At 72.7% G+C, this 18750-nt stretch carries 16 protein-coding genes; 6 read left to right on the forward strand and 10 right to left on the reverse strand.

Features of this window, described 5'->3' with window-relative positions:
* Positions 1–46: 46 nt before the first annotated feature.
* The 3 genes from ACIG0D_RS09280 to ACIG0D_RS09290 are packed head-to-tail and all read right to left on the reverse strand — an operon-like array spanning position 47 to position 905.
* A complete protein-coding gene (locus ACIG0D_RS09280) occupies positions 47–217 on the reverse strand; it encodes a hypothetical protein (RefSeq protein ID WP_399797636.1) in 171 nt (56 codons plus the stop codon).
* Between the two features lie 3 nt (positions 218–220).
* Positions 221–712: a protease inhibitor I42 family protein gene (locus tag ACIG0D_RS09285; RefSeq protein WP_399797639.1), complete on the reverse strand. Its 492-nt coding sequence runs from the start codon at positions 710–712 to the stop codon at positions 221–223.
* Entirely contained in the window at positions 699–905 is a 207-nt protein-coding gene (locus ACIG0D_RS09290; RefSeq protein ID WP_399797642.1) for a hypothetical protein, read from the reverse strand. The genes ACIG0D_RS09285 and ACIG0D_RS09290 overlap by 14 nt, the downstream gene beginning before the upstream one ends.
* 243 nt (positions 906–1148) lie before the next feature.
* Between ACIG0D_RS09290 and ACIG0D_RS09295 the strand changes: the two genes are divergently transcribed.
* From ACIG0D_RS09295 to ACIG0D_RS09305, 3 genes are all read left to right on the forward strand, one after another.
* Positions 1149–1550: a nitroreductase/quinone reductase family protein gene (locus ACIG0D_RS09295; RefSeq protein ID WP_399797645.1), complete on the forward strand. Its 402-nt coding sequence runs from the start codon at positions 1149–1151 to the stop codon at positions 1548–1550.
* A 251-nt stretch (positions 1551–1801) separates the two neighbouring features.
* A complete protein-coding gene (locus ACIG0D_RS09300; RefSeq protein WP_399797649.1) occupies positions 1802–4753 on the forward strand; it encodes a BTAD domain-containing putative transcriptional regulator in 2952 nt (983 codons plus the stop codon).
* Between the two features lie 221 nt (positions 4754–4974).
* Entirely contained in the window at positions 4975–5172 is a 198-nt protein-coding gene (locus tag ACIG0D_RS09305) for a hypothetical protein (RefSeq protein WP_365759623.1), read from the forward strand.
* Positions 5173–5256: 84 nt separating this feature from the next.
* Here ACIG0D_RS09305 and ACIG0D_RS09310 read toward each other — a convergent pair whose 3' ends face one another.
* From ACIG0D_RS09310 to ACIG0D_RS09320, 3 genes are all read right to left on the reverse strand, one after another.
* On the reverse strand, positions 5257–5784 hold the full coding sequence (locus ACIG0D_RS09310) for a hypothetical protein (protein ID WP_399797651.1): 528 nt from the start codon (positions 5782–5784) through the stop codon (positions 5257–5259).
* A 208-nt stretch (positions 5785–5992) separates the two neighbouring features.
* On the reverse strand, positions 5993–8428 hold the full coding sequence (locus ACIG0D_RS09315) for a PQQ-binding-like beta-propeller repeat protein (RefSeq protein WP_399797654.1): 2436 nt from the start codon (positions 8426–8428) through the stop codon (positions 5993–5995).
* 202 nt (positions 8429–8630) lie between these two features.
* Positions 8631–9365 (reverse strand): VOC family protein, encoded by a 735-nt coding sequence (locus ACIG0D_RS09320; RefSeq protein WP_399797656.1) that lies wholly within the window; start codon positions 9363–9365, stop codon positions 8631–8633.
* A gap of 134 nt (positions 9366–9499) precedes the next feature.
* Between ACIG0D_RS09320 and ACIG0D_RS09325 the strand changes: the two genes are divergently transcribed.
* Positions 9500–10135, forward strand: a complete 636-nt coding sequence (locus tag ACIG0D_RS09325; protein WP_365759699.1) for a TetR family transcriptional regulator — start codon at positions 9500–9502, stop codon at positions 10133–10135.
* 77 nt (positions 10136–10212) lie between these two features.
* Here the strand turns inward: ACIG0D_RS09325 and ACIG0D_RS09330 are convergent, their stop codons facing one another.
* Positions 10213–10665: an Lrp/AsnC family transcriptional regulator gene (locus tag ACIG0D_RS09330; RefSeq protein ID WP_365759631.1), complete on the reverse strand. Its 453-nt coding sequence runs from the start codon at positions 10663–10665 to the stop codon at positions 10213–10215.
* 82 nt (positions 10666–10747) lie between these two features.
* Here ACIG0D_RS09330 and ACIG0D_RS09335 point away from each other — a divergent pair, with 82 nt between their 5' ends.
* Both ACIG0D_RS09335 and ACIG0D_RS09340 read left to right on the forward strand, forming a co-directional pair.
* Complete coding sequence (locus ACIG0D_RS09335; RefSeq protein WP_399797660.1) at positions 10748–11401, forward strand: LysE family translocator; 654 nt, start codon at positions 10748–10750, stop codon at positions 11399–11401.
* 31 nt (positions 11402–11432) lie between these two features.
* Positions 11433–12095, forward strand: a complete 663-nt coding sequence (locus ACIG0D_RS09340; protein ID WP_399797663.1) for a pyridoxal 5'-phosphate synthase — start codon at positions 11433–11435, stop codon at positions 12093–12095.
* Between the two features lie 88 nt (positions 12096–12183).
* On the opposite strand, the gene ACIG0D_RS09345 is transcribed toward ACIG0D_RS09340, so the two are convergent.
* From ACIG0D_RS09345 to ACIG0D_RS09355, 3 genes are all read right to left on the reverse strand, one after another.
* On the reverse strand, positions 12184–13752 hold the full coding sequence (locus ACIG0D_RS09345; RefSeq protein WP_399797666.1) for a sodium:solute symporter family protein: 1569 nt from the start codon (positions 13750–13752) through the stop codon (positions 12184–12186).
* Positions 13753–13913: 161 nt separating this feature from the next.
* The gene (locus ACIG0D_RS09350; RefSeq protein ID WP_399797669.1) at positions 13914–15725 is read right to left on the reverse strand and encodes an MFS transporter; all 1812 of its coding nucleotides are present in this window, start codon (positions 15723–15725) and stop codon (positions 13914–13916) included.
* A gap of 221 nt (positions 15726–15946) precedes the next feature.
* The gene (locus ACIG0D_RS09355; RefSeq protein ID WP_399797671.1) at positions 15947–18715 is read right to left on the reverse strand and encodes a D-alanyl-D-alanine carboxypeptidase; all 2769 of its coding nucleotides are present in this window, start codon (positions 18713–18715) and stop codon (positions 15947–15949) included.
* Positions 18716–18750: the final 35 nt, after the last annotated feature.

The raw sequence follows: 18750 nt of genomic DNA on the forward strand, positions 1-18750 counted from the left end.
TCTGTCCATACCGACTGGTCGGATTCGGCGGGCGGGCGGGCGGGCCTCAGCGGCGAAGCGGCTCGGGGAGGGTCAGGGCGTGGGCGACACCGCCCACCGCGCCGTCGCCGAAGAGGGACGTACGCAAGGGACCCCGGGCGGCGGTGAGGCCGTAGCGGAGGAGGGCGGCGATGTCGAGGCCGGCCGGCTCGTCGTCGGTGCGCGCGGTGGTGTCCATGTATCAGCCGACCGTGACCTCGTAGGTGACCCGCTCCGGCTCGGTCGGCTCGGCGCCGCCCGTCGTCGGGGTGGGGGCGGGGCTGCCGTCGCCGGTGTCGCACGTGCTGTTGAACGTGCAGTGCAGGAGCACGATCTCGGTGCTGCCCTCGCCGGTCGCCTCGAAGGTGAAGGTGAGGCGGTTGGAGGCGCCCGGGGCCACCTCGCCGTCGGCGTCCTGCGCCGACTCGCTCTCCTCGCCCTTCGCGCGGACCACCGAGCCGTCCGGCTTCGGGGCGGCCAGGTACCACTGCGAGCGGGTCGAGGCGTTCTCCTCGACGGTGAGCGTGAACCGCTCGCCCACGGACGCCGTGATGGTGTGGTCGTCCGTGGGATGGCTGGTGGGTTCGCCGTCGCCCGATCCGCAGGCGGACAGGAGCAACGGGAGCAGCAGGGCCGCCGCCGCGCCGCCCACTGCCCCGCCGTGGCGCCCGCCGCCGTGCCTACCGCGGGACATAGACCTGGTACGCGTTGTCGAGTTCACCGTTGGAAGCCTTGCCCATGTCGCCGTTGACGAAGTCGTCCTCGCTGACCCGTGTGGTCGTGCCCCACGGGTTGTAGATCTGGAGCATGTCACCCTCCTGACCGGTGATCATCATCGCGCCCGTGTCGTCGCCCGCGCCGTCCAGTTCCTTCGCCTGACCGGACATGCCGGACTTCTTGAGCCGGTAGCCGTCAGAGGCCGTCGACTTCCCCCGTGAGCCTGCTGCCGATCACGACCGTGGGGACGCCGACACGCCACGGACAGCCCTACATGGCCGGAGCACACACTCCGCACAGGGCTCGCACACGGCCCGCCGGAAGGCAGGCGCGCAGGGCGAGTTCACGGGACCATGGAGGCATCAGATGACCATGGAGGCAGCAGAGCCTCCAGTGAAGGAGTCCCACGGACGATGTCCCGGCCGCCCACCGACCTCCGCTTCCGTCTGACGACCGCCGTCCAGCGGTACGTCGCCAACCCCCTCATGCGCCGACTGCCGTTCCACACGCTGCTGGAGACCACCGGCCGCGTCTCCGGCCTGCCCCGGCGCACCCCGGTCGGCGGCCGTCGCGTCGGTGACTCCTTCTGGCTGGTCTCGGAGTTCGGGGAACGCTCGCAGTACGTCCGCAACATCCAGGCCGATCCCCGGGTCCGGGTCCGCGTCGGCGGTCGCTGGCACGCCGGTACGGCCCACCTCCTGCCCGACGACGACCCGATCGCCCGCCTGCGCACCCTGCCCCGCTACAACAGTGCGGCGGTCCGGGCGCTCGGCACCAACCTCCTGACGATACGGGTGGACCTGACGGACGACTGAGCCACCGAGCCGCCGCCGAAAGAGATGTGACGGTACGTCACTTCGTCCGCGCTGCGAAGGACCGGTGAGGGATACGTGAACCCGCCGCCGCACGGCCCCCCACACCCCCTGACGGGGCGGCGACCCCGCGAACGGCCTGTGATCGGCCTCTTGCCCGGCTGACGTATCCGCCATGAACAAGGCAAACTGACAGGGTTGCTCAGGATGTCTAGGGGCCCGTGATCCACACGACAGGGTCTAGGGGGACGGCGATGGACGGGGTACCGCGAGTGCCGGCGCAGAGGCGTCCGGACTCGGTGGAACCGGCGGCGCTGCGCTTCGGCGTGCTCGGGCCGGTGCGCGCCTGGCGCGGCGACGAACCGCTGAACACCGGCTCACCCCAGCAACGCGCCCTGCTGGCCGCCCTGCTGCTGCGCGAGGGCCGCACCGCGACGGCCGCCGAGCTGATCGACGCGCTGTGGGGCGAGGAACCGCCCTCGCAGGCGCTGGCCGCGGTCCGCACCTACGCCTCCCGGCTGCGCAAGGCGCTGGACGCGGGCGTGCTCGTCAGCGAGTCCGGAGGCTATGCGATCCGCGGCCTCGGCGAGGGCGCGCTGGACCTCGCCGCGGCCCAGGAGCTGGCGGCGGAGGCGGAGAAGGCCAAGGTGTCCGGGGACCTGTGCCAGGCCCGCGCGACCCTGAACCGCGTGCTGGCCCTGTGGGACGGCGAGACGCTGGCGGGAGTCCCGGGTCCGTACGCGGAGGCCCAGCGGGTGCGCCTGGAGGAGTGGCGGCTGCAACTCCTGGAATCCCGCCTCGACATGGACCTGGAACAGGGCTGCCACGCGGAGGCGGTGTCGGAACTCACGGCCCTGACCGCGGCGCACCCGCTCCGGGAACGCCTGCGGGAGCTGCTGATGCTCGCGCTGTACCGGAGCGGACGCCAGGCGGAGGCGCTCGCGGTCTACGCGGACACCAGACGGCTGCTCGCCGACGAACTGGGCGTGGACCCCCGCCCCGGCCTGCGCGAACTCCAGCAGCGCATCCTCCGCGCGGACCCCGGCCTGGCGGAGCCGTCCGCCCCGGTCACCGAACCCGCGGGCGTCCCCGTCCGCCCGGCCCAGCTCCCCGCGACCGTCCCCGACTTCACCGGCCGCGCCTCCTTCGTCAGCGAGCTGAGCGAGGTGCTGGCCTCCTCGGAGACCGGGGTGATGGCCGTGTCGGCGCTCGCGGGCATCGGCGGCGTCGGCAAGACGACCCTCGCCGTCCACGTCGCCCACCAGGCCCGGACCGCCTTCCCCGACGGCCAGTTGTACGTCGACCTCCAGGGCACCGGCCCGCGCGCGGCCGAACCCGAGACCGTCCTCGGCTCCTTCCTGCGCGCCCTCGGCACCGCCGACTCGGCGATCCCGGACTCCGCGGAGGAACGGGCGGCGCTGTACCGCTCGGTCCTCGACGGCCGCCGGGTCCTCGTACTCCTCGACAACGCCAAGGACGCGGCACAGGTACGGCCGCTGCTGCCGGGCACCTCCGGCTGCGCGGCGCTGGTGACCTCACGGGTGCGGATGGTGGACCTCGCCGGTGCCCACCTGGTCGACCTGGACGTCATGTCCCCCGACGAGGCGCTGGCCCTCTTCACGAAGATCGTCGGTGAGGAGCGGGTGGTCTCGGAGCGGGAAGCGGCCCTGGACGTGGTCGCCGCCTGCGGCTTCCTGCCCCTGGCCATCCGTATCGCCGCCTCCCGGCTGGCCGCCCGCCGCACCTGGACGGTCTCCGTGCTCGCGGCGAAGCTCGCCGACGAACGCCGCCGCCTCGACGAACTCCAGGCCGGCGACCTCGCGGTGAAGGCCACCTTCGAACTCGGCTACGGCCAGCTGGAGCCCGCCCAGGCCCGCGCCTTCCGCCTGCTCGGCCTCGCCGACGGCCCGGACATCTCCCTGGCGGCGGCAGCGGCGGTACTGGACCTTCCGGTGGAGGAGACGGAGGACCTGCTGGAGTCCCTCGTCGACATGTCACTGCTGGAATCGGCGGCGCCGGGCCGCTACCGGTACCACGATCTCGTACGGCTCTACGCGCGTGCGTGTGCGGAACGGGACGAACAGCCGCCGAGCGAACGGGAAGCGGCGTTGTCGCGGCTGCTGGACTTCTACCTCTCCACGGTCGCCGCGGTCTATCTGATCGAACGCCCCGGGGACCGGTTGGTCGAGCATCTGGAGCCGACCCGGCAGCCGGGCCTGACGTTCGCGGACCGGCACGCGGCACGGGACTGGCTGTACGCCGAGGCCGTCTCCCTGCTCGCCTGCGTACGCCAGGCCGCCGGCCCCAAGACGCTTCGGCGCGCCGTCGACGTACTGTGGGCCGCCGTCGACCTGGCCGAGTCGGGCGCCAACTCCAAGGAGTACGAGGCGGTCGCCACGTTGCTGCGGGACGCGGCGCAGAGGGCGGGAGACCTTCGGGCCGAGGCGCGTGCGCTGACCGCGCTCGCCTTCGTGCACCACATCTCCGGCAGCCGGTTCGACGTGGCGCTCCAAGAGGCGGAGCGGGCCGTGCGGCTGGCCGGCGAAGCCGGCGATCCGCTCACCGGCTGCTGGGCGTCCAACATCTGCGGTGTCGTCGCGCTCTACCAGAACCGGCACGAGGAGGGTGAGGCGCACTTCACCCGGGCCATCGAGAGCTTCCGGCGCCTGGGCGACCGGCCGGGCGAGGCCAGCGCCCTGTGCAACCTCTCCCGGATCCACCTGGCCACCGGCCGTACCGACGGCGCGGTGGCTCTGGCCCGCGAGGGTACGGCCATGTACGACGACATGGGCCACGCCTTGAAGGGGGCCAACGGACGGTACGCGCTGGGGCTCGCCCTGACCAAGAGCGGCCGGCTGGCCGAGGCGACCGACTGCCTGGAGCAGGCCCTGCGCGTGTTCCGGGACAGCCGCCAGCGGCTGTGGGAGGGCATGACCATGTTCCGGCTGGCCGAACTGGATCTCACGGCCGGGCGGCCGGCGAGCGCCGCGATGAACGCCGAGTCGGCGCTGACGCTGCTGCGGGGCATCGGCGGGGACTGGCGTCACGGCAACGTCCTCACGGCTCTCGGCCGCGCCCTCAGCGGCATCGGCCAACGGGACCGGGCGCAGGTCTGCTGGCGGGAGGCGCTGGACATCTTCGAGGCCCTGGGTGCCCCCGAGGCCGACGAGGTCAGGGGTCTGCTGGAACCGGCGACCCTGTCCTGAGCCGATACGCCGCCGCCGTACCGGCCCGGCGTTCATCGTTCGTTTATCGCCTCCCGGCACTCTCAACTGTGTCGAGCCGTCGCCTCGGGGGGAGGCAGACGCAACGACCGACGGCCGGGCCTCTAAGGTGAACCGGCCTGACGGTCCGCCCGGCAGCCCGCGGGGGAGCTGCCGGGCGGCTTCCGTCCACCGACGCACGACATCACAGGGGAGCCAGCCAGATGACCGAGAACAGCACCGAGAACGTCCACGCGACGGACGAGCCGACCGGCGACGCCACCACCAACGGGAACGTCCACGCCACGGGCGAGCCCATCGCCGTCAAGAACGTCCACGCCACCGGCGAGCCCGTCAAGCTCAAGGAGAGCGCCGGCGACACCACGGACGGGAACGTCCACGCCACGGACGAGCCGGTCTGAGGCTGACACTCGGGGGATCGGCCGCGGCGGCGCGGAGGGGGAGCCGCCGCGGCCGAGGTGTGTCCGGGCAGGGTTCGCCCCCGGTCACACCGCCGTACGCGTCACGTCGTCCAGCTCGCACCGGCCGCCGCTGCCGTCGCCGCCGGCCGCCGGGACGTAGGAGGCGGCCACGTCGAGGGTCTCGGTGTCGCCGGGGGAGACGTACGGGATCGTCGACTCGCTGGTGCGCAGCACCGTGCCCTCGGGGTCCTTGAAGGTGACGCTGAACTCGTAGCTGTGGGTGAGGGTCGAGCTGGGGTTGGAGGCGCTGACCCGGGCGACGATGCCGCGGGTCGCGTCGTAGACACAGTCCTCGATCCGCACGTCCTGGGAGGCGTCGACGGAGCCGCCGCTGCCGGTGTCGCTCGTCTCGCCGCCGGACGTGGCGCCCGAGTCGTAACCCGAGTCGTAACCGGTGTCGTCATCGTCGTAGTGGCTGCTGCCGCCCGACGAGCCGGACGAACCCGAGGAGTTGGAGCTGTCGCAGCCGCCGCCGCCGGAGTGGCGGGCGCCGGTCAGCGCTACGACCACGCCGACGAAGACGGCGACAGCGCGGACATGGCGAAGCTTCATGGTGGAGACCCCCGTGGTGCACAGACAGCGTCGGACAGAGGCATGCGGCTGGCATGCGCACGTCAGACTAGCGGCTCGCGTGGCGGTCCCCGCTCACTGCGCGTAGCGTCTGGTGTGAGCGCGGTGAAGGAGTCTCCACACGCTCACCGAGTGCGACGGCCGCCGTCTGGAACCCCTTCCGTGCCCTTACGACGGCCGTCCCCGGTTCTCACGCGGTCCGCGCGGTGCCCGTGCCCTTCTCGGCGTCCAGCGCGTAGACGCAGCGGTCCTTGCTGCACGCGTACACGATCCCGTCCTTGACCACCGGCGAGCCGGTGATCTCCCCGCCGGTGGCCAGCTTCCAGCGCAGCCGGCCGTCGTCGGCCTTCAGCGTGTACAGCAGGTGGTCCGTGGAGCCGAAGTGGATCCGGCCCTCCGCGACCGCCGGGGCGCCGACGATGTCGCCGCCCGCCTGGAAGCGCCACTTGGGGGTGCCGGTGACCGCGTCCAGGGTGTACAGGCCGGTGCCGCTGCCCACGTGGACGTGGCCCGCCGCGACCAGGACCGGCTCGACCGAGGCCCGGGCCTCGGTGGCGATACGCCAGCGGTCGCGGCCGTCGGTGGCGTCGAGGGCGTACACCGTGCCCAGGTAGTCGGCGAGGTAGACGCCGCCGCCGGTGACCGCGGGGCCGGGCGCGAAGGCGGGCGGGGAGAGGAAGACCGCCGGTGCCTCGAAGTGCCAGCGGACATGGCCGCTCACGACGTCCACGGCGAGCACGCGGGTGCCCGCGGAGACGTAGACGTAGCCGTCGGGGGCGGGGGCGACCCGGACGGGGACGCCGCCGCAGGAGGCCGCGTCGCCGATCGGGTACGACCAGCGCTCGTCGCCGGTGCGGGCGTCCAGGGCGCGCAGCCGGGCGTCCTGCCAGACGTAGACCGTGCCGTCGTGCAGCGCGGGGCCCGCCTCCGGGGACTCGAAGTCCGTCTGGCAGCCGGTGATCTCCCACAGCTTGCGGCCGTTGACGGCCTCCCAGGCCTGCACGCCGCCGCCGCGGGTGCCGGTGACGACGGTGCCGCGCTCGGCCTTGAGGGAGTACACCCAGGCGTCCGTGGACAGCCGCCACAGGTCGGTGCCCTCCCGGGCGTCCAGGGCGAACAGGGTGGGGCCGTCGGAGGCGTGGATACGGCCGTCCGCGACCGCCATCGACCAGGCCACGTCACGGGTCTTGAAGCGGCGGCGGCCGGTGGCCACGTCGAGGGCGTGCACCTCGAAGGAGGTGACGTAGACGAGGTCGTCGGCCACGGCGGGGGTGCCCCACACGTCGTTCGACATGCGGAACCGCCACGGCCGCCAGCCCGTCGCGGCCGGCTCCGGCGGCACGGGGGGCGCCGGGGGCGCGGTCACGGCCGGGTCGGCGCCGCCCACGCCGGGGCGCGGCTTGGACCAGGAGGCGGCGAGACCGGCCTCCGGCGGGGGCGCCTTGACGGCGGCGGCGCGGGCGTCGGCGACGCGCGGGCCGGGCCCGATGGGCACGACGGCGCCGGCCAGCCGGACCGGCCCGCTGTCGGGCGCGGGAGGGGCCGAGGGGGTCGCGAGGGCCGAGGGCGCCGAGGGGGCGCCGACCGAGGCGGGCGGCGCGCCGAGCGGGGCCGGGACGACCGGGTCGTGGGAGGGCGGGGGCGGCAGGGCGGAGCCCCCGCCGCGGCCGGTGCCGCGCCCGGCGGAGTGCCCGCCGTGGTGCGCCGCGGGGGCGGGCTTGACCGCGGGGCGACCGCCGCGGCGGGCCTCGATGAGGGCGACGGCCTTCTCGGGCAGCCACGCCGAGGCCGTCCCGCTGTCGTCCGAGCCGGAGCCGAACAGATGCGGGGCGAGCTGGGCCTGGAGGTCGGCCGGGGTGGGCCGGGCCGCCGGGTCCATCTGCATGCAGGACTCGATCAGCGGACGCAGTTCGTCGGGGAGGCCTTCGAGGTCGGGTCCCTCGCGCAGCAGCATGAACACGGTCTCGACCGGGTTGGCGCCGTGGAAGGGCGGGTGGCCGGTGGCGGCGAAGACCAGGGTGGAGCCGAGGGAGAAGACGTCGGAGGCGCCCGTCACACTGCGGGAGTCCTTCGCCTGCTCGGGCGACATGTAGGCGGGCGTGCCGACCGCGACGTTGGTCATCGTCAGACGGGTGTTCGAAACGCCGGACGCGATACCGAAGTCGATCACCCGCGGGCCGTCCTCCACGACCAGCACGTTCGACGGCTTCAGGTCACGGTGGACCAGCCCGGCGCCGTGGATCGACTGAAGCGCCTCCGCCACACCCGCTGCCAGCCAGCGCACCGCCTGCGCGGGCAGCGGACCGCAGTCGTTCACTATTTCCTCGAGGGAGGGCGCGGGCACGTAAGCGGTGGCCAGCCACGGCACCGCGGCGCGCGGATCGGCGTCGACCACGGCCGCCGTGTAGAAGCCGGAGACCGCGCGGGCCGCCTCCACCTCACGGGTGAAGCGGACCCGGAACAGCTGGTCCTCGGCCAGCTCGGTGCGGACCGTCTTGATCGCCACGCGCCGGCCGGACGCCGAGCGCGCCAGATAGACCAGCCCCATGCCGCCGGCCCCCAGCCGTCCCAGCACCTCGAACGGCCCGATCCGCCGCGGATCGTGCTGTGTCAGCTGATCCACCACTTGCCTGCCACCTCCCCGTACGAGCCGCGCCACCCACATATGTACGCGACCGAAGTGCAGCGTCTCACCACCGCACCGCCGTGGCGGCACGCACCCCGATTCTTCCTGGCCGGGGCGCAGGTTGCGAACCCGGTGAGAAACGGGGTGTCTCAGTCGATATCGCCGCAAAACCGTGACAGATCACCTCACGGCGTGGCCGGTTTCAGGGCTCGAGCACCGCGAACGACGCCCCCTGGTCGTCCTGGACCACGCCCACCGTGCCGTACGACGCCTCGAACGGGCCCGCCTGCACCCGCCCGCCGAGCCGCGTCACCTCGGCGAGCGCCGCCGCGCAGTCCGCCACCCGGAAGTGCACCAGGAAGTGCGGCGGCATCTGCTCGGGGAAGACGTCGGTGAGCGGGGCGCGGCCGAAGTCGGGCTCGGCGTCCGGGCCGAACAGGGCGTCGTGGAAGAGACCGCCGTAGAAGCCGTTCGCGGCGGCGGTGTCCCGGGCGTACAGCTCCGCCCAGCCGAAGGTGCCGGGCTCGTGGCGGCGGCCGAAGCCCGCGTGGGTGCCCGCCTGCCACAGGCCGAACACGGCGCCTTCCGGGTCGGTGGCGAGGGCTGCGACGCCCAGCTCGCCGACCGGCATCGGCGCGGTCACCACCTGTCCGCCGGCCGCCAGGATCCGCCGGGACAGGGCCTCGGCGTCCGGCGTCGCGAAGTACACCGTCCAGACGGTGGGCAGCCGTCCGTCCGCCTTCTGCGCGACCGCCGCGACCGGCTCGCCCTCGAGGCGCGCCCACACGCTGCCGCCGTACGACTCCTCGAAGGACCACCCGAAGAGCTCGCCGTAGAAGCGCTTGCCCGCCGCCACGTCGGCGAGCTGGGCGTCGACCCAGCACGGGACGCCCTCGGTGTATCCCCCTTGGTGAGCAGATGCCCTGTTTTCGGCCATGCAGTCAAAGTAACGGCGCCCCGCGCACCCCGCTCACCAGGCACACAGCCCTCCGAGCCCCCGCGCACCCCATTTGCAGTCGGCCGAATAGCGCTCCCATCCCCCCTCGGTAAGCTGACGGCATGACAGGACAAGTGCGTACCGTCGACGGCCGCGTGGCCGGCCGACGCGGGCAGGCGACGCGGCAGAAGCTGCTGGACTGCCTCAGCGAGATGCTCAGCTCCTCTCCCTACCGGGACGTCAAGGTCATCGACGTCGCCCGGAAGGCGGGCACTTCGCCCGCGACGTTCTACCAGTACTTCCCGGACGTCGAGGGCGCCGTCCTGGAGATCGCCGATCAAGTGGCCGCCGAGGGCGCCGGGTTGACCGGGACGGTCGAGGGGCGCAGCTGGGTCGGCAAGGCGGGCTGGCAGACGGCGCAGGAACTCGTGGACGGATTCCTGGAGTTCTGGCGCAGGAACGACGCGATCCTGCGCGTCGTGGACCTCGGTGCGGCCGAGGGCGACAAGCGCTTCTACAAGCTCCGCATGAAGATCCTCAACTCGGTGAACACCTCCCTCGCGGACGCGGTCGCCGAGTTGCAGGCCAAGGGCAAGGTCGACAAGGACGTCAACCCGGCCGCGATCGCCGGTTCGGTCGTCGCGATGCTCGCGGCGGTGGCTTCCCACCAGAAGGGCTTCTCCTCCTGGGGCGTCAAGCAGGCCGAACTGAAGCCGAATCTCGCGCTGTTGGTCCACCTGGCCATCACCGGCAAGAAGCCCACCAAGTAACCGCACCCGCTTCCCCCCGTCCTGTCAGGCGCCCCGGAAGGGGCGCGGGGAAGCCGCGAAGAAGCCCTCGACGGCAGCTATGCGGGCAACGGCCGGTCCCTGACCACGTGCTTCATCACCAGCGTGGACGTCAGCCGCTGCACCCCCGGCAACGTGGCCAGCCGCTCGTCGTACAGCCGCTGGTACGCGGCCAGGTCCGCCGCGACCACCCGCAGCAGATAGTCCGGCTCCCCGAACAGCCGCTGCGCCTCCAGCACCTCCGGCACCTCGGTCAGCGCGCGCTCGAACCCGGCGACCGTCTCCCGGTCCTCCTGCCGCATCGAGACGAAGACCAGCGCCTCGAAGGTCAGCCCCACCGCGGTCGGGTCCACGACGGCCCGGTAGCCGCTGATCGCCCCCGACCGCTCCAGCTCCCGCAGCCGCCGGTGGCACGGCGAGACGCTGAGCCGCACCCGCGCGGCCAGCTCGGTCACGGTCAGCCGCCCGTCCTGCTGGAGCTCGGCAAGGATTTTCCGGTCAACGTCGTCCATGGGACAGATCTTGCCTCAGTGTTCGGGTGGACGGAGAAAGAACAGAAACACTTTCGGCCCGTTCCCGCCTAATGTCCCCTTCATGGACTCGGCCACCCTCCTCTCCTTCCTCGCTCTGGACCTCCTGCTGGTCTGCGTACCGGGCGCCGACTGGGCGTACGTGATCTCCGCCGGGCTGCGCGACCGCTCCCCGGTCCCGGCGGTCGCGGGCCTGGTCACCGGCTACGCCCTGCACACCGTCCTCGCGGCGGCGGGCCTCGCGGTGCTGGTCGCCGGGTCCCCGGCCGTGCTCACCGCGCTCACCGTGGCCGGCGCGGCGTACCTGGTGTGGCTGGGCTGGAGCGTCCTGCGACGGCCGGGCGTGCCGGTCGCGGGAGACCCGGCGGAGGCGGCGGGGGTCACAGGGGCAGGGGACGCGACGACCGGCCGCCGCCGGGTCTTCCTGCGGGGCGCGACCATCAGCGGGCTCAACCCGAAGGGGCTGCTCCTCTACCTGTCGCTGCTGCCGCAGTTCCTCACCCTGGACGGCCACCACCTGCCCGTACCCGTGCAGACCACCGTGCTCGGCCTGCTCCACATGGCGTGCTGCGCCGCCGTCTACCTCACCGTCGGCCTGCTGGCCCGCGCGGTCCTCGGCACCCGCCCGACCGCCGCCCGCGCGGTCACCCGTACGTCCGGAGCGGCGATGCTGGGGATCGGCGCGCTGCTGCTGGTCCAGCGACTGGCCACCTTCTGAGCCCGGAGAGGGCCCCGGCGATACTCGGGGCATGGCACCGGACCTTCACGAACTGCTGCGGTCGCTGCGGGTGTGGGACGTCGATCCCCTGCCCGCCTTCGACCCGGCCACCGCGCCCGACACCCCGCTCGCCCTCTTCACCGCGTGGTTCGCGGAGGCGGTCGCCGCCGGGCAGCCCGAGCCGCACACCATGTCCCTGGCCACGGCCGACGAGCAGGGCCTGCCGGACGTACGGACGGTGATGCTGCACGGCGCCGACGAGGAGCACGGCTGGAGCTTCGGCGGCCACGCCGGCAGCCGCAAGGGCCGCCACCTCGCCGCCCGCCCGTCCGCCGCCCTCGGTTTCTACTGGCCCGCCCAGGCCCGGCAGATCCGGGTCCGCGGGCCGGTGACCACGGCCCCGCCCGAGGAGGCCCAGGCCGATCTGCACGCCCGCTCCACCGGTGCGCTCGCCGCCGCCCTGACCGGCCGCCAGAGCGAGCCCCTCGGCTCCCTCGGCGAACTGGCGGAGGCCTCGAAGGCGGCCTGGGACCGGGCCGAACGCGACCCGCGGGCGCCGGCGCCCACCTGGACCCTCTACCGCCTCCGGCCGGAGGAGGTCGAGTTCTTCCAGGGAGACGCACGGCGGCGGCATGTGCGGCTGCTGTACCGGCGGGAGGGGGACGGCTGGGCGCGGAGCCTGCTGTGGCCGTGAGCCGTCACCGGCCCGGAAGCCCCGGCCGACGCCACCCGGTCAGTCCTTGACCGTGACCACCCGGTCAGTCCTGGCCGTGACCACCCGGTCAGTCCTTGACCGCGACCCCCGGAGCCCCGCCCTGCTGGGCCGGGATCGCCGCCGCCGTGCCCGTGCCGTCATCGTCCGTGTTGATGCGTTCGATGATGGCCAGGCGCTCCGGGGTGTCCTCCGGCTTGAGGTAGCCGATGAGGATGTAGAGGACGAGGGAGACCGCGAGCGGGATCGAGACCTGGTACTGGAGCGGGACGCCGCCGTCGAGGTTCCAGTGGATGGGGTAGTTGACCAGCCAGAAGGTGAACAGGCCGGTCGCCCAGCTGGTGAGGGCCGCCGTCGGGCCGGAGCGGCGGAACGGGCGGAGCAGGCCGAGCATCATCGGGATGGCCATGGGGCCCATCAGGCCGGCGACCCACTTGATGACGACGGTGATGATGTCGCCGAACGTGGGGGAGTTGACCTGGGTGGCCGCCGCCATCGACAGGCCGAGGAAGACGACCGTGGTGACCCGGGCGACCCGCAGGCCCTGCCCCTCGCTCCAGGCCCGCGCCCGGCGCCAGACGACCGGCGCGCAGTCACGGGTGAAGACGGCGGCGATGGCGTTGGCGTCGGAGGAGCACATGGCCATCGTGTGGGAGAAGAAGCCGACGATGACCAGACCCAGCAGGCCGTGCGGCAGGAGCTGTTCGGTCATCAGGCCGTAGGAGTCCGAGCCGTCCGCCTTCTGCGACTCGACCAGCAGCGGCGACATCCACATCGGGAAGAAGAGGACGAGCGGCCACACCAGCCACAGCACCGCCGACAGCCGCGCCGAGCGCTCGGCCTCGTACGCGTTGGACGTGGCCATGTAGCGCTGGGCCTGGTTGAGCATCCCGCCGTTGTACTCGAACAGCTTGATGAAGAGGAACGCCAGCAGGAACACCGTGCCGTACGGGCCGACCAGCGGCTCACCGTGGCCCTGGAGTTCGGGCTCGTCCCAGGCGCCGAGGAACCCGATGCCCTTGTCGTTCAGCTCCACGATCACCGCGACGAACATCGCGATACCGGCGAGGAACTGGATGACGAACTGGCCCAGTTCGGTGAGCGCGTCGGCCCACAGACCGCCGATCGTGCAGTAGACGGCCGTGATGGTGCCGGTGATGAGGATGCCCTGGTTCAGGGACACCCCCGTGAACACCGACAGCAGCGTGGCGATCGCCGCCCACTTCGCGCCCACGTCCACGATCTTCAGCAGCATCCCGGACCAGGCCAGCGCCTGCTGGGTCTTCAGGTCGTAGCGGTTTTTCAGGTACTCCAGCGGGGACGCCACGTGGAGGCGTGAGCGGAGCCGGTTGATCCGCGGGGCGAACAGCTTCGAGCCGATGGCGATGCCCAGGGCGATGGGGAACGACCAGGTGACGAACGAGGTGACGCCGTAGGTGTAGGCGATGCCCGCGTAACCCGTGAACATCACCGCGCTGTAGCCCGACATGTGGTGCGAGATGCCGGAGAGCCACCAGGGCATCTTGCCGCCGGCGGTGAAGAAGTCGCTGACGTTGTCCACGCGTTTGTGCGACCAGACGCCGATGGCCACCATCACGCCGAAGTAGCCGATGAGCACGGCCCAGTCGAGACTGTTCATGTGCCACCCTTCCAGGGTCCGCCCAGGGTCCGCCTTGTGAACGGCCCGCTCATCGTGAGTGCGGTCACATGGGCACGACAAGGAAGCGGAAGGTCAAGGGCTGGCAAAATTGTTCTGCCAGGTGACTTCCGTTCACTCACCTGAACGCTGGAATCAGGGCGTCAGCGCAGCTCCTCCGGGCACGGAGTCCCCCGCGGCCAGGCGTAGGGCGAGGCCAGGCGGTAGGTGCCCGCGCGGGGCGCGAGCAGCAGCGTCCACTTGTCGCCCTCCGCGTCCTCCGCGCTCTCCATCAGGCAGCCGTTGACGTTCTCGTACGTCTTCGGCTCCCCCTCGGGACGGCTCTTCGACTCCTCCGTCTCCCGCGGCCCCTCCACGCCCTTGCCCTCGGCGTCGACCAGCTTCAGCCAGGGGGAGTACGGCACCCGTATCAGGACCCGGCCGGGCTCGCTGACCCGCAGCGTCATCTCGCCCTGCTCGGCACGCTCCACGGTCGCGGGCGGATCGGCGAGCGGGGCGGGGTCCTTCACCCGGAACAGCTGCCAGTTCGCGTCGCCCCAGACCTGCTCCAGGTAGGGCAGGCCGCGCTGCACCAGCTCGCGTTCACGCTGGCCGCCGTCGCCGTCCGGCTCGTCCTTCGGCAGGACCACGAAGTGGACCGCCCAGCGCTTGAGCCACAGGTGGTAGTTGGCCGAGTTGAGGGTGTCGTCGTAGAAGAGCGGGTTGCGCTCCATGTCGGCCTGGCGGTTCCAGCCGCGGGCCAGATTGACGTACGGGGCGAGCGCCGAGGCCTCCCGGTGCGAGGCGGCCGGGACCACCTCGACCCGGCCCTTGTCGGCGCCGACCTCCTGCAACTCGTTCACCAGCGGGGCCAGCTCACGGGCCCACGAGGCGCGCGGTGTCGTGTGCACCACGTCGTCGGCCGACTTGAAGCCGATCCAGCCGACGAAACCGGCGAACGACACCACCAGCGCGTACCACTTGAGCGAGCGCGGCACCGTGAACGGCAGCGCCGCCACCAGCGCCACCCCGGCGAACAGCATCGCCAGGCGTGTGATGTTCGAGCCGATCTGCGAGCTGATCAGCCAGACGAGCAGCACGGCGAGGAAGTAGACCGCCGCGGTGATGCGGACGGTGACCCACTCGCGCGGCACGAGCAGGAAGACCAGCAGCGCGTACAGCATCGGGAGCACGGCCGAACCGAACCCCATCGGCTGGGTGCCGGAGAACGGGAACGCCCACGCGGACACCGCGACGACCACACTCGGGCCGAGCCCCAGCGCCCACGCGCCCGGCCGCCGCTTCTGCAGGAACAGCGCCACCGCGACCAGGCCCACGAACAGGCCCGCGACCGGCGACGACATGGTGGCCAGCGCCGCCAGCGGAGCCGCGCACAGCGCCTTCGCCCAGCGCTTGTGGCGCCAGCGGTACGGCCAGCAGAACACCGCCGCCACCGCCGCGAGCGCGAACAGCGTGCCCAGGCCGAAGGTGACCCGGCCCGACGCCGCGTTGCCGAGCAGCCCGAACACACCCGCCAGCGCGGGCCACAGCGGTCTGCGGACGGCCCGGCTGCGGACCAGGATCGTCGTCAGCAGACCCGCCGAGAGCGTCCCGGCGATCATCATCGTCGTCCGCACGCCGAGCAGCGACATCAGATACGGCGACACCACGCTGTACGACACCGGGTGCATCCCGCCGTACCAGGCCAGGTTGTACGCCGAGTCGGGGTGCCGGCCGACGAACTCCGCCCAGGCGTCCTGCGCCGCGAGATCCCCGCCGCTGTTCGCGAACGTGAAGAACCAGGCGACGTGCAGCACTCCGGCGAGGGCGGTGGCGAGGAGTGCGGGGTGGCGGGCCGCGCGGTCGCGCAGGGTCCGCCTTGGGGGGTCCGGCGGGGAGCCGGGTACGCGTATTCGCGGACCGTCTCCCGGGCCCGGACCGGTGTCGTCGGTGCGTGTCGGCTCCGCAGTGGCCACCTGTTGGCGCTCCCCGTGTGCGTCTTCTCTTCTCGGCCGCGTGGTCCGTGTTCTCCGACCGTTCCCGGCAGGGTCCCCGGGAGTTTCCGTCCGCGTCCCGCACGCGGGCGGCCTGTCCCGATTCGTGACGCTAGCACGCACCCCGCCGGCGGGCTTGCGGGCCCTGCTCGACGGGGTGCGTGCGGTGCGGTGCGGGGCTCTGGCCCCTGGGCGCGGTGGCGTCAGGCGATCCGCGTCACCTTGTCCATGAAGCCGGGCTCCACCAGGTCCCGCTGGAGCGCGACCGGCACCTTGACGGCCCCGGCGACGGCCCCGTCGCCCACGGTCAGCGTGCCGACCTTCGTCCCGGCCTTCGCCGTGTGCGGCAGCTCGTCGGCGGCGAAGGACACCTTGACCTCCAGGCCCGCCCAGCCGACCGCGGTGACGTCCTCGGTGGCGACCACCGGGGTACGGCCGCCGAGGCCGTCGTCCACATAGCCGACGACGTCGCCCTTCTTCAGGATCGTCGCCGACTCCAGGGCGCCCTGCGCGGCCCGGATCAGCAGGTCGCTCTGGTGCAGCGCGGCACCGAGGATGGTGTTGTCCGCGCCACCCGCCGGCTGGCGCACCACGGCGCCGACGATGGTGTGGGTCTCGCCGCCGATCTCCTTCTTCGCGGCGAACACCAGGTTGCCGAGGGCGGAGGTGGTGGTGCCGGTCTTGATGCCGACGACGCCGTTGCTGCCGACCAGCTGGTTCCAGTTCGGGTGGTTCACGCCCTTGTAGTCGTCGTACGACATCATCGCGGCGACCTCGCGGAACGCGGGCTGGGTCATCGCGGCCTTGGCGAGCTTCACCTGGTCCACGGCCGTGGAGACCGTGGTGTCGTTCAGACCCGACGGGTCGGTGTACGTCGTGTTGGTCATCCCGAGGTCCTTCGCGGTGGCGTTCATCTTCGCCACGAAGTCCTTCTCGGAGCCCGCGTCCCAACGGGCCAGCAGCCGGGCCACGTTGTTCGCGGATGCGATGAGGATGCCCTCGAGCGCCTCACGTTCCGAGATCTGGTCGCCCGCGTACACGTTGACCGTCGACTCCTGGCCGGCCTGGGACTGGTCCTCGGCCGCCTGGTCGACCTTGATCATCGGGCCCTCCTCGCCGCTCTTCAGCGGGTGGTCCCGGAGGATGATGTACGCCGTCATCACCTTGGCGACGCTCGCGATCGGCACCGGCTTCTGCTCGCCGGACGAGCCGAACGTGCCGATGCCCTGCACGTCGAGCGCGGCCTGGCCGTTCTCCGGCCACGGGATGTCGACCTTCGAGCCGTCGAAGGTGTAGCTGTCCTGGGCGGTCAGCTGGAGCGTGGGCGTCGGCAGCGGGCGGAACGACTGGACGACCGCGAACACGATCACCAGCAGCAGCACCAGCGGCGTCCAGATCTTCACCCGGCGCACGGCGGTGCGCAGCGGGGTCTGCGGAGGCGGCGGCGTGTTCGTCAGCTCCGCCAGCAGGTCCAGCGGCGGCTTCGGCGGCAACGGCTGCTGCGTGGTCCGCTCGGGGCCGATCTGGGGGACGGCGGCGGTGACGTCGGCGGGGGCGGGGGCGCTGGAGGCCGCGGACGCGGCCGGCTCGGCGGGCTTCGCGGACTTGGCCGGTCCGCCCGGCCCGGCGGGCTTCGCGGGCGCGGCCGGACGGGACTTGCGGGCCGCCGGGTCGTCCAGCGGCTTCAGCGCGACGAACTTGCTGGTCCGCTCGGCGTCCTTGCCGGAGGCTCCGCCCTCGTCGGCCTTGTCGGCCTCCTCGTCGGCCTTCTCGTCGGCCTTCTCGGCGGGCTTCGCCTTGGCGGCGTCGCCGAGCTTGAGCATGGTGGTGGGCTGGTCGACCGCGGGCTTCGGCGGCCGTACGGCCTTGAAGACGGTGGCGGGCTGGTCGACGGAACCCTTACCGGCGTCCGGGGCGGCGCCGCCCTTGGCGTCCACCGCACCGGAGGCGGCCTTGGCCTCACCGGCCTTGGCCTTGGCGTCGGCTTCTTCGGAGACGGCGTCGGCCTTCGCGGCGACGTCGGACGGAGCGTCACCGGCGGCGCCGTCGCTCTCGGAGTCCTCGGTGCCGTCGGCGTCGGTGTCCTCGCGACCCTCGGCCTCGTCGGCGTCGCTCGCGTCGCCCTCGGCGGACTCGCCGTCCTCGGCGTCGTCCGCCGTCGCGGCCTCGGCGGTCGACCCGGCCTTCGCGGAGCCCCCCTCGCCCGCGTCGGACGCGCCCTCGGGCTCGGCGGCGTCCTCGCCCTGGGCGTCACCCCCGGCGTCACCCTCAGCCGCAGCTTTGGTCTTCTCCTCGGCCCCCTCGGCCCGACCGGTGCCGCCGACCTCATCGGCCTTCCCGGCCGCGCCGGTCTTCTCGGCCCGACCGGTCTTCTCGCTCACACCGGCCTTCTCGGCCTGGCCGGTCTCGCTGACCTCCCGGGGCCGGCCAGCCTTCTCGGCCTCCCCGGTCTTCTCGCTCGCGTCGGCCTTCTCGGCTTGGCCGGTCTTGCCGGCCTCGCCGGACTCCTCGCCCCCGTCGGCCTTCTCGGCCTTCTCGGCCTTCTCCGCCTCCCCGGTCCCCCCGGACCGCTTCGACGGCTCGGCACCGTCGGACGGGGCATCCTCGGACGGGGCATCCTCGGACGGGGCATCCTCGGACGGGGCATCCTCGGACGGGGCATCCTCGGACGGGGCATCCTCGGACGGGGCCTCGTCCGCGGAGCGGACCCACGCCGCTACCGCCGCGCGCAGCCCCTCGTCGCCCTTCTCGCCGGCGGCCTCCGCCGCGCGCTCGCGTGCCTGCGCGAGGTCCTTCGCGGAGAGGACGCGGGTGGCGGTGTCGACGGCCGCGCGGGCCACCGAGAGACGGGGATCGGCCGCCTCGCTCCTGGCCTCGGGAACCGGACCCGCGCTCCCCGACGTCGGTTCTGCCGACGACTCGCGCTGCTTCGACCTGTCGGGGGACTCGCCCGCCACCGATGCCTCCTCCATGCCGCACGCTCCCGTGCGCTACCGAACCGAACAGC

The organism is Streptomyces sp. NPDC052773, assembly GCF_044547145.1.
Taxonomy (GTDB): Bacteria; Actinomycetota; Actinomycetes; order Streptomycetales; family Streptomycetaceae; genus Streptomyces.

What these genes read in the sequence shown, in the direction of transcription:
- ACIG0D_RS09280 (WP_399797636.1), bottom strand. Translation starts at nt 217, where the DNA reads ATGGACACCACCGCGCGCACCGACGACGAGCCGGCCGGCCTCGACATC.
- ACIG0D_RS09285 (WP_399797639.1), bottom strand. Translation starts at nt 712, where the DNA reads ATGTCCCGCGGTAGGCACGGCGGCGGGCGCCACGGCGGGGCAGTGGGC.
- ACIG0D_RS09290 (WP_399797642.1), bottom strand. Translation starts at nt 905, where the DNA reads ATGTCCGGTCAGGCGAAGGAACTGGACGGCGCGGGCGACGACACGGGC.
- ACIG0D_RS09295 (WP_399797645.1), top strand. Translation starts at nt 1,149, where the DNA reads ATGTCCCGGCCGCCCACCGACCTCCGCTTCCGTCTGACGACCGCCGTC.
- ACIG0D_RS09300 (WP_399797649.1), top strand. Translation starts at nt 1,802, where the DNA reads ATGGACGGGGTACCGCGAGTGCCGGCGCAGAGGCGTCCGGACTCGGTG.
- ACIG0D_RS09305 (WP_365759623.1), top strand. Translation starts at nt 4,975, where the DNA reads ATGACCGAGAACAGCACCGAGAACGTCCACGCGACGGACGAGCCGACC.
- ACIG0D_RS09310 (WP_399797651.1), bottom strand. Translation starts at nt 5,784, where the DNA reads ATGAAGCTTCGCCATGTCCGCGCTGTCGCCGTCTTCGTCGGCGTGGTC.
- ACIG0D_RS09320 (WP_399797656.1), bottom strand. Translation starts at nt 9,365, where the DNA reads ATGGCCGAAAACAGGGCATCTGCTCACCAAGGGGGATACACCGAGGGC.
- ACIG0D_RS09330 (WP_365759631.1), bottom strand. Translation starts at nt 10,665, where the DNA reads ATGGACGACGTTGACCGGAAAATCCTTGCCGAGCTCCAGCAGGACGGG.
- ACIG0D_RS09335 (WP_399797660.1), top strand. Translation starts at nt 10,748, where the DNA reads ATGGACTCGGCCACCCTCCTCTCCTTCCTCGCTCTGGACCTCCTGCTG.
- ACIG0D_RS09340 (WP_399797663.1), top strand. Translation starts at nt 11,433, where the DNA reads ATGGCACCGGACCTTCACGAACTGCTGCGGTCGCTGCGGGTGTGGGAC.
- ACIG0D_RS09345 (WP_399797666.1), bottom strand. Translation starts at nt 13,752, where the DNA reads ATGAACAGTCTCGACTGGGCCGTGCTCATCGGCTACTTCGGCGTGATG.
- ACIG0D_RS09355 (WP_399797671.1), bottom strand. Translation starts at nt 18,715, where the DNA reads ATGGAGGAGGCATCGGTGGCGGGCGAGTCCCCCGACAGGTCGAAGCAG.